We start from the raw sequence: 15055 nt of genomic DNA, 5'->3' as shown, positions 1-15055 counted from the left end.
GGCACGGGCGGCATACACCGCAGCGCTGTAACCGGCAGGGCCGGAACCCAGAATGATGACGCGCGAATGACGTACTTCAGACATGTCGAACTCCTGTCGAGCGGGCCGCAGGGCCGGCATCGGTGTACCGGCTGCGCCAGCTGGAAAATTAAAAGGGGCCCACGCAGCACTTGGGGAAGGCTACAACGCACAGGCCCGGAAAGCGGAAAGTTGAGCGCACTGTAGCGAGGTCGCAAAGATTAAGGAAATATCCTTCGACAATCCACCTCATAGGCATCCTCTATGCCGTGATTTCATCGACTGCCAATGCCTGGCGCTTTTGTTACAGCCGGTTTCCCCCTGGCTGCCCGCCTTTCGTCGGCGCGGCAAACTCGGTAAGGTCAGCGCGTTTTCCTTCTTTGCGGAGTACCTCGATGCAAGCCCCTGTCCTCTCTGGCCCCCAATACCTTCGCGAAGGCCTGAAACTGGTGCTGAGCCCCAACCTGCGGTTGTTCGTGCTGCTGCCGCTGGCGGTCAACCTGTTGCTGTTCGGTGGCATGGTCTACTTCGCCGGGCACCAGTTCAGCCTGTGGCTGGATGCCCTGATGCCGACGCTGCCAGACTGGTTGAGCTTCCTCAGCTACATACTCTGGCCGCTGTTCGTTGCCTTGCTGGTGCTGATGGTGTTCTTCACCTTCACGCTGGTGGCCAACATCATTGCCGCACCGTTCAATGGCTTCCTGGCAGAAAAGGTCGAGGTGGTGGTACGTGGCGAAGACACCTTCCCGGCGTTCAGCTGGGGTGAGCTGGCGGCCATGGTGCCACGCACCTTCAGCCGCGAAATGCGCAAGCTGGGCTACTTCCTGCCACGGGCCATCGGCCTGTTCATCCTCTCGCTCATCCCGGTAGTCAATGTAATCGCCGCGCCGCTGTGGCTGATGTTCGGGGTATGGATGATGGCCATCCAGTACATCGACTACCCGGCAGACAACAACAAGATGAGCTGGCAGGACATGCTCGCCTGGCTGCGGCAAAAACGCTGGCAGTCGCTGGGCTTTGGCGGCATCACCTACCTGGCGCTGATGATTCCGGGGGTGAACGTGCTGATGATGCCGGCGGCGGTGGCCGGGGCTACGTTGTTCTGGGTGCGCGAGCGCAACTGAGTACAGCGTCCAGGCTCCCACTTGGGCCCTGCAGAACTTGAGGGCTATGCCGTAAGTGTGGGAGCCCGGCTTGCCGGCGATGGGCCGCAGAGCGGCCCCGGTTACTTGGCTGCTACTGCCCCAACCGGCTGGAAAACTGCCCGACCACATCCACCACCCGCTTCGCCCCGTCCTGAATCTCGACAATCACGCTGCCGGTCTCATCGGCCAGCGCCAACCCCTGCTCGGCCTGGCGTTTGCTGGTATCGATGATCGATACCGCCGCCTGGGCCAGTTGCTCGTTCTGTTGCACCACCCGGGCGATTTCCTCGGTCGCGGTGCTGGTGCGCGAAGCCAGCTGGCGCACTTCGTCGGCAACCACGGCAAACCCCCGGCCCTGCTCGCCCGCGCGGGCAGCTTCGATGGCTGCGTTCAGCGCCAGCAGATTGGTCTGCCCGGCGATGTCGCTGATGGTCTTGATGATCGAACCGATCACCCGGGACTGGGTGTCCAGCGCCTGGATCCCCTCGGCCGCCTCTTGCATCGAGGCTTCCAGGCCACGCATCACGCTGACGCTCTGGGTCACCACAGCAGTGGCCTTGCGCGCACTGGCATCGGTGCCCAGCGAGGTGTTGTAGGCCACGTCTGCCGCTTCGGCCACGGCCTGCTCCTGATTGACCTGGTCAGTGATCACGGTGGCGAACTTGACCACCTTGTACAGCACATCGTGGGCGTCGAAGAGCGGGTTGTACGATGCTTCCAGCCAGATCACCCGGCCATGGGCATCGATACGCTTGAAGCGGTCGGCAACGTATTCGCCACGGCGCAGCTTGTCCCAGAACGCCTGGTAGCCGACCGAGTTGGCCTCCTCCGGCTCGCAGAACATGCGGTGGTGCTTGCCGCGGATCTGCTCCAGGCGGTAGCCGACCGCAGCCAGGAAGCGCTCGTTGGCGGTGAGGATGGTGCCGTTGAGGTCGAATTCGATCACGCCGGTAGAGCGCATCAATGCCTTGATCAGGCTTTCGTGCTCGCGGGATGTCTCGATGGTGCGGGTAAGGTCGCTGGAGTGCATGGTGAAGTACTTGATGCGCCCTTCGCTGTTCTTGACCGGCTGCAGGATCGACCGCAACCAGGCTTCATGGCCGTTGCCGCGCAGCAGGCGGAACGCGCCATTGAGGTGTTCGCCACGGCTGATCGCGCTTTTCATGCGCTGGTAGAAGTCCAGCGACTTCACATGGGCGGGGACGATGTCCTCGATGCTGCGTCCAAGCAATTGATCGGCGCGGTAGAGCATCTCGCTCTCGAAGTTGCCATTGACCATCTCGATCCGTCCCTGGGGGTCGAGCTGCAGCACCAGCATTTCGCTGTCGAGGCTACTCTTGACCTGTTCGATGGACATCAGGTCTTCGCGCAGCTGCCGGATTTCTTGCTTGAGCTTGTTGTTGAACATCACCGCACTCCTGGAGCGCATCGGTAGTCGAATGCATCTTCATCGGCTGCCAGGGACACCTTCTTGAGTGCCATAAAAGGAAATATTCATAAGGCGCAGCGTGTTGCTGGTCAGGCGTCATCAGTACGTCACATGGCAGTCACATTCACGCAACCCCGCAGGCGGAAACTTTTTGTCATGAATACACCCGCCCTGCGTATCACCTTGGTCAGCGAAACCTTCCCGCCCGAGATCAACGGCGTGGCCAATACCCTTGGCCGCCTGAGTGAAGGGTTGCGCCAGCGTGGCCATGAAGTCGAGGTGGTGCGGCCGCGTCAGGCCGGTGAAGGGCCCGTGCACAACGACCCGCAGCTGATGCTGTGCCGTGGCTGGGGCCTGCCTGGGTACCCGGGCTTGCAGTGGGGCGAGGTGTCCATGCACAAGCTGTTGCGCCGCTGGCGGCGACAGCGCCCGGATGTGCTGTACATCGCCACCGAAGGGCCGTTGGGGCTCAGCGCGCTGCGCGCGGCCCGGCGCCTGGGGATTGCCGTGGTCAGCGGCTTTCACACCAACTTCCCGCAGTACTCCGGCCAGTACGGCCTGGGGCTGCTGGCGCGCCTGCTCACGCACTACCTGCGCTGGTTCCATCGGCGCACGGCCAGCACGTTGGTCCCTAGCCTCAGCCAACGCCTGGAACTGGAGCGCCGTGGTTTCGAACGCCTGGAACTGCTGGCCCGAGGTGTGGATGCCTGCCTGTTCAACCCGGCCCGGCGCAATCTGGCGTTGCGTGAAAGCTGGGGCCTAGGCCCGCAAGACATCGCCGTGCTGCATGTCGGCCGGCTGGCGGTGGAAAAGAACCTGGGCCTGCTGCGCCCTTGCCTGGAGGCATTGCAGAAGACTTATCCACAGAAACGCCTGCGCCTGGTCGTGGTGGGTGACGGCCCGCAGCGCGCCGCGCTTGAGCAGCAGGTGCCGGATGCGATTTTCTGCGGCGCCCAGCGCGGGGAGGTACTGGCCGAGCACTATGCCAGCGGTGACCTGTTCCTGTTCCCGAGCCTGACCGAGACCTTCGGCAATGTGGTACTTGAGGCCATGGCCTCAGGGCTGGCAGTGGTGGCGTATGACGAGGCGGCGGCAGCGCAGCATATTCGCCACGGCCACAGCGGCGCGTTGGCCATGCCGGGGGATCAGGCGGCGTTCATCGATGCAGCTGGCTGGTTGCTGGAGGAAGAGGAAACGTTGCGCCGGGTGCGGTTGAATGCCCGGCAGCATGCCAGTCGTCAGGGCTGGCCGGGGATTGTCGAGCAGTTTGAGGGGTTTTTGTTCAGTGCTTGCCGTCGAAGCGGTGTTCAGGCTGGGGGTTCGACGCAGGGTTTTCAGCGCCAGTGAAATCGAGTGGCGCTCGATCTCACAGGCACTGAAGATCCCGTGCCAGGCACCTGGCAGCCTTGATACGGAGCAGGCTTATCAGCCCAGCGCCTTCTCGATCGCCTGCACCACTGCCGGATCATCCGGCGCCGTGCGTGGCGAAAAGCGTGCCAGCACCCGCCCGTCCTTGCCCACCAGAAACTTCTCGAAGTTCCAGGTGATGTCGCCTGGGAACTCGGCGCCTTCACCCGCCAGCAGGCGATACAGCGAATGGCGGCCCTGCCCGTTCACTTCCAGCTTGGCCCCCAACGGAAAACTCACCCCGTAGTTGAGGCTGCAGAATTCCTGAATGTCCTTTTCACTGCCCGGCTCCTGGCCGGCAAACTGGTTGCACGGCAGGCCAAGCACGTTGAAGCCTTTGTCCTTGTAATCCTGGTAGAGGTTCTCAAGCGCCTTGTATTGCGGCGTCAGGCCACACTTGGAGGCAACGTTGACCACCAGCACCACTTGGCCCTTGAACGGTGCAAGGGGCAGCTCGCCACCGTCCAGCCTGTCCAGTTTCAGGTCGTGAAATGCACTCATGATGAAATCCCCTCTCAGATTCCCGGTTGCCGCGCAGGCGAATTCCGCCCACTAAAAAGGCGCCCGTCCAAACCGTCTACCTCCCGAAGGAAGGCAAATCGGTTTGCCCGAGCGCCTGGCGACTTTCTGAGCTTAGCGCAGAAAATCAGTGGTGATGGCCACCTTCACCGTGGATGTGACGGTGAGCGATTTCTTCTTCGCTGGCATCACGCACGTCAACTACCTTGACCTGGAAGGTCAGGCGCTGGCCAGCCAGTGGGTGGTTGCCGTCAACGGTGACGTCGTCGCCGTCCAGGTCACGGATGGTGACGATCTGCATCTGGCCGTCCGGCGCGGAAGCGTGGAACTGCATGCCCACTTCCAGCTCGTCGACGCCTTCGAACATGCTGCGGTTCAGGGTGCTGACCAGTTCGGCCAGGTATTCGCCGTAGGCGTCTTCCGGCTCGATGGAAACGTTCAGCTCGTCACCGGCCTGCTTGCCTTCCAGGGCTTTTTCCAGGCCCGGGATGATGTTGCCGGCACCGTGCAGGTAAACCAGCGGCGCACCACCGGCGGAGCTGTCGATGGTCTCCCCGGCGTCGTTGGTCAGGGTATAGTCGATGGAGACAGCCTTGTTGGCGGCGATCAGCATGGGGCAAGACCTTTTGCAAAAGAATGTAGAGCGGACAAGTGTAACCAAGCCATCGCCCGATTGCGAACGCGCTGCGGACGAGCAACGGCCCATCAGTCGGATCACCGGCTTCCATCAGGACGATGAAGGCCATTGGGTGGCCGAACTGTCGTGCGGCCACACCCAGCACCTGCGGCATCAGCCGCCGTGGCAGGCCAGGCCGTGGGTACTCGACCCAGTACTGCGCGCGCAGCACATCGGCCAACCTTTCGCTTGCGGCTGGTGCGCACAAGGGGCCGATAGCGCTACCCTTGGCCGTTAATTTCTTGCACCGCTTATTTCGAGAAGCACGCATGCAGACTTTTTTCATTGCGCCGACCGACTTCGGTGTCGGCCTGACTTCGATCAGCCTGGGCCTGGTGCGCACCCTGGAGCGCGCCGGCCTGAAGGTCGGCTTCTTCAAGCCGATCGCCCAACCTCACCCGGGTGACACCGGCCCAGAACGCTCCACCGAACTGATGGCCCGTACCCACGGCATCAAGCCCCCCGTGCCGCTGAGCCTGGGCCAGGTCGAGCGCATGCTCGGCGACGGCCAGCTGGACGAGTTGCTGGAAGAAATCATCCGCCTGTACCAGCAAGCCTGCGTCGGCAATGACGTGGTGGTGGTCGAGGGCATGGTGCCCACGCGGCATGCCAGCTATGCGGCGCGGGTCAACCAGCACCTGGCCAAAAGCCTGGATGCCGAAGTTATCCTGGTGTCGGCACCGGAAAACGAAGTGCTGAGCGAGCTGTCTGGCCGGGTTGAACTGCAGGCACAGCTGTTCGGCGGCCCGCGCGACCCCAAGGTGCTCGGGGTGATCCTCAACAAAGTGCGCACCGATGAAACCATGGCAGACTTCGCCACGCGCCTGCGCGAGCACTCGCCCTTGCTGCGCGGCAACGACTTCCGCCTGCTCGGCTGCATCCCCTTTCAGCCGGAACTGAACGCCCCGCGTACCCGTGACGTGGCAGACCTGCTTGGCGCCCAGGTGCTCAATGCCGGCGACTACGAGCAACGGCGCATGAGCAAGATCATCATTTGCGCGCGCACGGTGGCCAACACGGTGCCGCTGCTGACCTCGGGCACCCTGGTGGTAACCCCGGGCGACCGCGACGACATCATCCTCGCCGTCAGCCTGGCAGCAATCAATGGCGTGCCGCTGGCCGGCCTGCTGCTGACCAGTGACAGCAAGCCCGACTCGCGCATCCTCGGCCTGTGCCGCGGTGCCCTACAGGCCGGGCTGCCGATCCTGTCGGTCAGCACCGGCTCGTACGACACCGCCAACCAGCTCAACTCGCTGAACCGTGAAATCCCGGTGGACGACCGCGAGCGCGCCGAGTTCATCACCGACTTCGTCGCCAGCCACCTCGACGCGGCGTGGCTGCACCAGCGCTGCGGCACCCCGCGGGAACTGCGCCTGTCACCGGCTGTGTTCCGCTACCAGCTGATCCAGCGTGCACAACAGGCCAACAAGCGCATCGTCCTGCCCGAAGGCGCCGAGCCACTGCTGGTTCAGGCTGCCGCCATCTGTCAGGCCCGTGGCATTGCCCGCTGCGTGCTGCTGGCCAAGCCCGAAGATGTCGACGCTGTGGCCCGCGCCCAAGGCATCACCCTGCCGCCCGGCCTGGAGATCCTCGACCCTGAGCTGATTCGCGGGCGTTACGTGGAGCCGATGGTCGAGCTGCGCAAGAGCAAGAACCTGAATGCGCCGATGGCGGAGCAGCAACTGGAAGATCCGGTGGTGATCGGCACCATGATGCTGGCCCTGGACGAAGTGGACGGCCTGGTTTCCGGCCTGGTGCATTCCACCGCCAATACCATCCGCCCTGCCCTGCAGCTGATCAAGACCGCGCCGGGCTCAAGCCTGGTGTCGTCGGTGTTCTTCATGCTGTTCCCCGAGCAGGTGCTGGTGTACGGCGACTGTGTGATGAACCCGCATCCGAGCGCTGCCGAACTGGCCGAGATTGCCCGACAGAGCGCCGAATCGGCGCAGGCTTTCGGCATCGCGCCGCGGGTGGCGATGATCAGTTATTCAAGCGATTCGGCCAGCGACGAAGAGGTCGAGAAAGTGCGCGAAGCGACACGCCTGGCACAGGGCGCGACGCAAGCGCTGCTGATCGACGGGCCGTTGCAGTATGACGCGGCAGCGAACCCGGCCATTGCACGGGAAATTGCGCCGGGTAGCCCGGTGGCCGGGCGGGCCACGGTGTTCGTGTTCCCCGACCTGAATACGGGCAATACCACGCACAAGGCTGTGCAGCGCAGTGCTGACGGGGTCAGCCTGGGGCCGATGTTGCAGGGGTTGCGCAAGCCGGTGAACGACTTGCCGCGCGGGGCTCAGGTGGACGACATCGTGCACACCATTGCCCTGACGGCCATCCAGGCCAGCGTGGTGCGCTAACAAGCCGGGGCTGCGTTGCAGCCCCGCGGATCAATCAGGGGTACTGCTGAACCTGGCCTTGCTGCTGGTCATACTGCTGGCCCGGAATCGGCTTCAGGTTGACTTCCACACGGCGGTTCTGCGCGCGGCCGTTGGCGTCGGCGTTGCTGGCGATCGGCTGGTCCGGGCCCATGCCACGCACCGACAGACGCGAGGCATCCACACCCTGCGAAGTCAGGTAGGCGCTGACTGCCTGTGCACGGCGCTGAGACAAGTCCATATTGTGCTGGCGGCTGCCGGTGCTGTCGGTGAAGCCGACCACTTCGATGGTGTTCTGGTTGAACTGCTTGAACGAACCGGCAAGGTTGTTCAGCGGCTGATAGAAGCTTGGCGCGATGTTGGCCGAGTCGGTGGCAAAGGTGATATTGCCCGGCATGATCAGCTTGATCTGGTCACCCTGGCGCTGCACTTCCACACCGGTGTTGGCCATTTGCGCACGCAGTGCGGCTTCCTGCTTGTCGGCGTAGTAGCCATAGCCGGCGGCGGCGGCACCCACCGCGGCGGCGCCGATCAGTGCACCCTTGCCACGGTTGTTGTGGTCGATGGCGGCGCCGGCGACTGCACCGGCCAGCGCGCCCAGGCCGCCGTATTTGGCGGTCTTGCTCATCCCCGAGGAGCCCTGCGCCTGACCCTGGTTGTCATAAGGGTTCTGGCCGGCACAGCCGGTCATCAGGGCCGCGGCAGTTGCGACGATAATCAGGCGACGCATGGTGAACATGGACAAGCTCCTACTGAAATTCATAAATGCGGCAGATCGCAATCGGATCTATGCCAGCCTTGGAACGCTCGGGCGACGAAAAATTCCGTGAAAGCTTTTTCACCGGCCATCACGCACGCACGAAGGGATTTTCGCGCATCTCGTCACCCAGCCGGGTATCGGGCCCATGGCCGGTCACCACGATGGCTTCTTCGTCCAGCCGGTACAGCCGCTCCTTGATCGAACGAACGATAGCCCGCTGGTCGCCGCCCCACAAATCGGTGCGGCCAATGCCACGGCGGAACAGCGTATCGCCGGCGATCAGCAGCTTGGCGTCGGCGAACCAGAAGCTCATCGAGCCCGGGGTGTGGCCTGGCGTATGCAAAGCCACGCCGCACCCGCAGGCCAGCTCCTCGTCATCAGCCAGCCAGTGGTCTGGGGCCGGTACCGGCGTGTACGGCACGCCGAACATCTGGCACTGCATCTCCAGGTTGTCCCACAGGCTCTGGTCATCCTTGTGCAGGTGCAGCGTGGCGCCGGTCAGCGCCTTGAGCTTGCCCGAGGCGAGGAAGTGATCGAAGTGCGCGTGGGTATGGATGATGCTTGCCAGCGTCAGGCCGTGTACCTGCAGGCGGGCCAGGATCTTCTCCGGGTCACCGCCCGGGTCGACGACGATGGCCTTTTTGGTCAGCGGGTCGCCGATGAGTGTGCAGTTGCACTGCAAGGGGCCTACGGGGAAGGTTTCGCGAATGAGGGCAGGCGATGGATTCTGCATGATAAATACGAAAACCGTTTAATCGAATAGGGTTTGCACGCGAGCCAATGCATCAAGGATGACAACCTCGGGTACCGACTCAATGCGTTTGGCGAGGCGGGCCTCAAGGTCCACTGTGCGTATCTGGTTGCAGAGCATCACACCCTGCGTTTGCGTTCCCGCACCGCTGAGCGTGACAGCGAAACCTGCATGCCTCGCAAAACCACCTCCTTGGGTGATAGGGATGATCACAGCCAGGCCTGCTGCATTAAAAGCTGCCGGAGTGAGCACTAGTGCAGGTCGCCCTATGCCCTGCTGCTCTCGCCCAGCTGCAGGGTCGAGGTTGACGCGAACAATATCGCCCCTTGCAAACTTGACCCGCTTCACACTTCACGCCCTACTGGGCGCATAGCGTTCCAGACAGCCAAATCCTCTGGCTCCGGTGCGTTCAGGTCGCACTGTGCCATCAACTCTTCAAGGGTGTACTTAGGTTTTGACCTGACGGGCTTAAGCACCAGCGCCTCACCCGTTGCGTCCAGGTTCAGGGTGGAACCGACACCGAGTCGCATCTGTTTGAGCACTGCGGCGGGCAAGCGGATGGCGGCGCTGTTGCCCCACTGCTGAATCTTGATTTGCATGAGTATCTCCCAAGGTAGATACATAGTAGAAACCCTCCAGATGATTGCAAGCGAAATGTAGAGACGTAGTATCTACACTGTCATTCGGCGGCTCAGGATAGAAGCCCTGCAATCACGTGAAGGAAATGCCTTACATCACCTTGGGAAATGAGTTTCCAACTGAAAACATTCGAAACACCATGTCCGTCATGTTCAAGGCAGGAACAACCTGAACAACCCGCCCCCAAGTGCTCCGCCATTGGAAATCTCGATCCGCCCGCGCACCCCGCTGCTTTCATGCAGCGCCGCAATCCGCGCCGCAAAATACAGCCCCAGCCCGGTACTGCCGCTGGTGCAGTCGATGCCCTGGATGTACTCCTCCTGGCGCTCGAGCATGCGCTGTGGATAACCTGGGCCGTCATCGTTGACGCAAATGGCCAGCTGGTTGTCTGCTTCTTCAATGGTGATCAGCAAGGCGTGGCCGGCAAAGCGGGTGGCGTTGGTGATGACGTTGGCGATTACCGAAGCCACCAGCTCGCGGTCGAAGAAGCCCAGCGGGTTGTCGGTATCGATGCGCCAGGTGGCGAGGATGTCGTTGTGCTTCAGCACTTCCTGGTGCGCGGCCAGCTGTGCTTCGATGAAGTCGTCCAGCTCGTGGTAGTCCGGGCACACCGGCAACTGGTTCACACCCAGTTTGTACAGCCCCAGCAACTGCACCAGCATGCCGTTGAGGTGGCGAAACTCGTGCTCCATGATGCCCTGCTCGGCCCCCCCGCGCAGTTCCTCGGGCAACCGTTCGACCCACTGGCTGTGGGACTGGATCAGCGCCGCCAGGGAACTCTTCAGGTCGTGCACGGTGGAGGCGATCACCGTGGAAAAATCCAGCCCCTGATTGTCTTGATTCATGCGCCGAACACTCGGATGTGCAGTTTGCGGTAACGGTCATAGCGGTTGTCGCTGCCAGGGATACCGGACACGCTGGTCAAGGCGTCGCGGCACTCCTGCATGATCGCCGGCTGAGGGTTGTCACCACCGATGCGCAGCAGCGCCTGGGCGGTGTTGAGGGCAATGCTGATGTTCTTCGGCTGCAAACCCAGCGCCTTGCGGAACAACTGCAACGCCTCGCCGAGCTGCCCTCCCTGGTAACTGCGCACACCCTGGCGATTGAGGGTGACCGCTTCGGTAATGGCGTTGAGCACGTTGGGGTCGTCGGTCAGCTTGCCCACTTTTTCCATGACCTTGGGGTCATCGCCATAACTTTCCACACAGCTTTTCAGCACGCCGATTGCGGCGGCCTCCTGCCCCATCGCCTGCAACTGCGCGGCAACGGTCAGGGCTGAATCGACCGAGAAGAACTGATTCATCTTGTCCAGGCGCTGGATCGCCTGTTCGGTCAGTTTGCCGGCGGTTTCCGGGTCGCCGGCCTGCTGCAGGCTGGCGGCCTTCATCATCCGCGCACGCACTTGCAAGCCCTGGTCTTCGGGGTTTTCCTTGGCCACCTCGCTGAGCGTGGTGTTGATTTCTACCCGGGTACGGGCGTCCAGGCCAAAGCCTGCGTTCTTGCTCATCAGCGCCTGCACCAGGCCAAGGTTGTTCTCGGCATCCTTGTAGCGCGAGCTCTGGCCTTGGTTGACGGCATGGCGGAACGCTTTCGACGCGCTCTCGAAGTCCTCGTTCTCCAGCGCCAGCTTGCCCAGCTTCGACTGCCGACGCACCGAAAGCGGTGACAGGCGCACGGCTTCTTCAAGCAGGTTCTGCGCGCGCCTGGTTTCGCCTTGCGCCACCAGTACCTCGGCCATGCCATCGTAGAGGGCTGGCATGATCGGGAACGCCTTCAGCGCCTGCTCGTAAACCCCCTGGGCCTGGGCATTCTGGCCGCGCTTGTGCATCAGCGCGCCTAGCGCCGTGTACACCCACGGCTGCGGACGGCTGGCCAGGATAGCCTTGAGGAATTTTTCCAGCTCGTCGAAACGGTTGAGGTTGCGCAGGGCATCGGCCCGGTAGCGCAGGCACAGCGGCGCCAGACGCGGGTCCTTCTTGCACAGCTCGGCACAGGCCGCCAGCACCTCGGCCGGGCGATTGCGGTCCAGTGCCTGCAGAATCGGCTTCAGCAGCGTTTTGCGCTGGAACAGCTTCTCGACACGCTGGGCCAGGCCAACCCGGTTGAACGGCTTGGTCAGGTAGGCATCGGGCTCGTGCTCGATGGCGCTGAGGACAATGGCCTGGCTGCTCTCGGCAGTGACCATGATGAACACGCACTCATGGCTGATGTGCTTGTCGATGATCAGGTCTTCGAGTACCTGCTGGCCGTTCTTCTTGCCGTCGCCCAGGTGGAAGTCCTGCAGGATGAAGTCATAGCGCTTTTGCGCGCACATGCGCAGCGCCTGCTCGCCGCTGTCGGCGGTGTCCACATCGCGCACGCCCAACTCGCGCAGCATGGAACGCGTCGACGTGCGGAAGTCGGTAAAGTCGTCGACGATCAGAAAGCTCTTTTGCCCGTACTGCAGCATCAACACGACCTGCCTTGGAATGATTGAAAAATCGCGCGAGGCGATGCCACCGATCGCTGTATCGGCAGCTGGTCGGGAAAGATGAGGGTAGAGCATTGCGGGCCACAAACCATGGCGCCAAGCCATCACTTTAGCGGGCAATGCCCCGCACGACCAGCCTCACACCAGCAGCCCCAGGGATTTGGCCCTGGCCACCGCCTGGGTGCGACGCTCCACCCCGAGCTTGCTGTTGATATGGCTGGCATGGGTTTTCACGGTATGCAGCGAAATGAACAGCCGCTCGCTGATCTGCTGATTGGAGCAGCCCTGGGCAATCAGCTCGAGCACAGCCAGTTCACGGCCGCTGAGGGCCTCGCTGCTGCCGGGGCCCACACTTGGCAGCGGCGGCAAACGCTTGAGCAGCTCTGCCCTTACGGGACAAGCCCCAGTAACCTGCAACTGCTCCTGCAGCCACTGCGGGTGCCGCTCCAGCAGGGGCTGGAAAGGCTGCAGTACGCCCCCCTGGGCGGCCTCCAGCAACCCTGGCAACAATTGCACGGCCTGCCCTTCCCGGCCTTCGTCCAGCAACAGCACGAGCCACTGGCTGAAGGCACTGACCGTGAGCATCATGCCGCCACTGGCCTGGCCACGCTCGACCAGGGCCGCCAGACGCTGAACGGCCTCATCACGGCGTGACTGGACACGCTCGAGCAACGCCTGCTGCAATTCGATGTGCAATGGCAGCAGCGGGTGGAACTCCGGCGCCGCCGCCGGTTGCTCGCCGCCATAGGTCTGGCCCAGGCGCAGCAGCCAGGACTCGGCAAGGTCGGTGCGCCCTTGGGCCAGCCACAGCTCGCATTTGACCAGGGTGATCATGGCCAGGTAGTACACCGGCGGCACATCCCAGATGTGCATCAGCCGTTCGGCCTCGGCCAGTTCGGCAAAGGCCTCGGCAAAATGCCCCTCCCGGCCGTCAAGCGTGGCAATCACGCAGTGGCCGATGAGCACGCTGATATCCCGGCAGGCCCGCGCCTCGCCCAGCCCCGCGCGCAGGCGCGCACGGCCCTGGGCTGGCTGCAGGCGCGAGACCAGCAGATAGCCCTCGTACAGCGTCAGGCGCGCGCGCACGGCATACAGCCGCTGCGCCGACAGCCCTTGCAGGCGCTGCAAGCCTTGGCGCACTTCGTCAAGCGCGCGCAATACTTCGCCACGGGCGTGCAGCACCCGCGCGCGGTCGTAATGGGCCAGCGCCTCGAACAGCGGGTTGCCGACCCGCTGGGCCAGTTCCAAAGCCTCGCGGTTCCAGCCGCGGGCCCGCCAGAAGTCTCCATCGGCAATGGCCAGGTTGGACAGCGTCGACAGGCAGACCAGGCGTTGGCCATAACGTTTGTTCGGCAGGCTCTGCAGCGCTTCGCCGCAATAGGCCAGGGTCAGCTCGCGGTCGCCCCGCCCCCGGGCGATGACACCACTGAGCGCCAGCCACTGCGCCAGCATGGACTTTTGCGCGGTTGCCGATGGCGCGGGCAGGAAGCGGCTGAGGTAACCGGCCAGGTCCTCGGCCGCGTCCAGCTGGCAAGCCAGGCCCAGCGCCCAGCTGTACAGCACGATCAGCCGCGGCGTGCTGATCAGCAGGCTGTCGGGCAGGTCCATCTTCCAGCGCAGCAGCATACCGACATTCTGTTCGGCCAGCAGTTGCTCTTCGGACAAGCTCTGCACCAGGTCGGCGGCGACATCCAGGTGGCCGGCACGCAGTGCCTGCTCCACCGCCTCGTCCAGCAGGCCTTGGGCTTCGAACCAGCGACAGGCCCGCAGGTGCAGGCCCGACAGCGGTTCGCTGGCCTGGCGGCTGCGCAGCAGGTCGGAGAACAGGTGGTGGTAGCGAAACCAGTGGCCATGCTCGTCCAGCGGCACCAGGAACACTTGATGCGCCTGCAGGAAACGCAGCACTGCGGCACTGTCGTGACGCGCGCGCAGGGCGTCGCAAAGGGCGGCGCAGAAACGCTCCTGGCAGGCGGTTTCATACAGGAAGGCCTGGACCTCGGCAGGCAGCATGTCGATGACTTCTTCAAGCAGGTAGTCACGGATCAGGCCTTCGCCACCGTGCAGGGCCTGGGGCAATGCCTGCTCGTCAGCGTTCTCGCTGGCCGCCAGTTGCCAGAAGCGCAAACCGGCAACCCAGCCATCGCTGCGCTGGATCAGGTTGTCCAGGGCCTGGCCGCGCAAGCCGGTGGGCTGGCGGCCAATCACCGCCAGCGACTCTTCGGCAGTAAGGCGCAAGTCCTGTTCGTTGAGCTCGACCAGTTGCCGGGACAGGCGCAGGCGTGCCAGGTGCCAGTCCGGGCGCTGGCGGCTGGTGACCAGCAACACCAGGCCGGGAGGCAAGTGGTTGAGGAAGAACTGCAGGCAGCGGTCGAGCACCGGCCCCTGGGCCAGGTGGTAGTCGTCCAGCACCAGCAGCAACGGCGTATCGGCTTGCAGGTAGAGCGCGAGCTCGTCGAGCAGGCCGTCGAGCCACTCCTCGAAGGCGAACGGCTGATGCCGCTGGCGCATCTTCAGCAGGCCCATGGCCTGGCCGCCCAGCGCCGGGCAGTACTGCTGCAAGCCTTCGAGCAGGCGCTCGAGAAAGCGGCCAGGGTCGGCATCGCGCTGGCTCAGGCCCAGCCACAAGCTGCGCCAATGCTCAGGTAATGCTTCGCAAAACTCGATGGCCAGGGAGCTTTTGCCGAAACCTGCCGGGGCATTGACCAGCAGCAGCCGGCCAGCAAGGCCGGCGTGCAAGCGCTGACACAAACGCAGGCGCGGCACATGGCCGTCCGGCAGCGGCGGCCGGAAGAAACGCCCGTCCAGCAGGCCCAGGGCCTGGCTGGCGAATCCATGCGTACGGGACAGATCTGTCATGGCCTTCTCG

At 63.4% G+C, this 15055-nt stretch carries 14 protein-coding genes and 2 pseudogenes; 4 read left to right on the top strand and 12 right to left on the bottom strand.

The genetic code is table 11. The features are described from left to right. A partial coding sequence (locus HP546_RS31285; protein ID WP_256678424.1) for a hypothetical protein occupies positions 1-84 on the bottom strand: 84 nt, incomplete at its 3' end. A 329-nt stretch (positions 85-413) separates the two neighbouring features. Between HP546_RS31285 and cysZ the strand changes: the two genes are divergently transcribed. Continuing rightward, complete coding sequence (gene cysZ, locus HP546_RS04155; protein WP_172220027.1) at positions 414-1142, top strand: sulfate transporter CysZ; 729 nt, start codon at positions 414-416, stop codon at positions 1140-1142. A 112-nt stretch (positions 1143-1254) separates the two neighbouring features. Here cysZ and HP546_RS31735 read toward each other — a convergent pair. Beyond that, positions 1255-1614 (bottom strand): annotated as a pseudogene (locus HP546_RS31735) (methyl-accepting chemotaxis protein); the annotation flags it as partial. A gap of 228 nt (positions 1615-1842) precedes the next feature. Beyond that, positions 1843-2442, bottom strand: a pseudogene (locus HP546_RS31730) (PAS domain-containing protein); the annotation flags it as partial. Between the two features lie 306 nt (positions 2443-2748). Here HP546_RS31730 and HP546_RS04145 point away from each other — a divergent pair. Continuing rightward, complete coding sequence (locus HP546_RS04145) at positions 2749-3939, top strand: glycosyltransferase family 1 protein (protein ID WP_172220021.1); 1191 nt, start codon at positions 2749-2751, stop codon at positions 3937-3939. 78 nt (positions 3940-4017) lie between these two features. Here the strand turns inward: HP546_RS04145 and HP546_RS04140 are convergent, their stop codons facing one another. Beyond that, complete coding sequence (locus tag HP546_RS04140) at positions 4018-4500, bottom strand: glutathione peroxidase (protein WP_172220018.1); 483 nt, start codon at positions 4498-4500, stop codon at positions 4018-4020. Between the two features lie 145 nt (positions 4501-4645). Continuing rightward, positions 4646-5131 carry a peptidylprolyl isomerase gene (locus tag HP546_RS04135; protein WP_172220015.1) on the bottom strand — a complete coding sequence of 162 codons (486 nt, stop codon included), beginning with the start codon at positions 5129-5131 and terminating at the stop codon, positions 4646-4648. Between HP546_RS04135 and HP546_RS04130 the strand changes: the two genes are divergently transcribed. Beyond that, on the top strand, positions 5130-5432 hold the full coding sequence (locus HP546_RS04130) for a DUF3565 domain-containing protein (RefSeq protein ID WP_172220036.1): 303 nt from the start codon (positions 5130-5132) through the stop codon (positions 5430-5432). The two genes, HP546_RS04135 and HP546_RS04130, sit on opposite strands and share 2 nt — an antisense overlap. A gap of 31 nt (positions 5433-5463) precedes the next feature. Then, on the top strand, positions 5464-7551 hold the full coding sequence (gene pta, locus HP546_RS04125; protein WP_172220012.1) for a phosphate acetyltransferase: 2088 nt from the start codon (positions 5464-5466) through the stop codon (positions 7549-7551). A gap of 34 nt (positions 7552-7585) precedes the next feature. Here pta and HP546_RS04120 read toward each other — a convergent pair whose 3' ends face one another. The 7 genes from HP546_RS04120 to HP546_RS04090 form a co-directional block, all read right to left on the bottom strand. Continuing rightward, complete coding sequence (locus tag HP546_RS04120; RefSeq protein WP_172220009.1) at positions 7586-8308, bottom strand: OmpA family protein; 723 nt, start codon at positions 8306-8308, stop codon at positions 7586-7588. Positions 8309-8417: 109 nt separating this feature from the next. After that, positions 8418-9062 (bottom strand): MBL fold metallo-hydrolase, encoded by a 645-nt coding sequence (locus HP546_RS04115; RefSeq protein WP_172220006.1) that lies wholly within the window; start codon positions 9060-9062, stop codon positions 8418-8420. 18 nt (positions 9063-9080) lie between these two features. After that, positions 9081-9428: a type II toxin-antitoxin system ChpB family toxin gene (locus HP546_RS04110; protein ID WP_172220003.1), complete on the bottom strand. Its 348-nt coding sequence runs from the start codon at positions 9426-9428 to the stop codon at positions 9081-9083. Further along, positions 9425-9703 carry an AbrB/MazE/SpoVT family DNA-binding domain-containing protein gene (locus HP546_RS04105; RefSeq protein WP_218584436.1) on the bottom strand — a complete coding sequence of 93 codons (279 nt, stop codon included), beginning with the start codon at positions 9701-9703 and terminating at the stop codon, positions 9425-9427. Before HP546_RS04105 ends, HP546_RS04110 begins: the two co-directional genes overlap by 4 nt. Positions 9704-9871: 168 nt before the next feature. Beyond that, positions 9872-10564 carry a sensor histidine kinase KdpD gene (locus HP546_RS04100; protein ID WP_172219997.1) on the bottom strand — a complete coding sequence of 231 codons (693 nt, stop codon included), beginning with the start codon at positions 10562-10564 and terminating at the stop codon, positions 9872-9874. Further along, positions 10561-12168 (bottom strand): tetratricopeptide repeat-containing response regulator, encoded by a 1608-nt coding sequence (locus tag HP546_RS04095; protein ID WP_172219994.1) that lies wholly within the window; start codon positions 12166-12168, stop codon positions 10561-10563. Before HP546_RS04095 ends, HP546_RS04100 begins: the two co-directional genes overlap by 4 nt. A gap of 159 nt (positions 12169-12327) precedes the next feature. After that, the gene (locus HP546_RS04090) at positions 12328-15045 is read right to left on the bottom strand and encodes a LuxR C-terminal-related transcriptional regulator (RefSeq protein WP_172219991.1); all 2718 of its coding nucleotides are present in this window, start codon (positions 15043-15045) and stop codon (positions 12328-12330) included. Positions 15046-15055 lie beyond the last annotated feature (10 nt).

The sequence above is a fragment of the Pseudomonas sp. CM25 genome, from assembly GCF_013179705.1.
Lineage (GTDB): Bacteria > Pseudomonadota > Gammaproteobacteria > Pseudomonadales > Pseudomonadaceae > Aquipseudomonas.
This window is presented reverse-complemented; position numbering and strand designations above follow the sequence as displayed.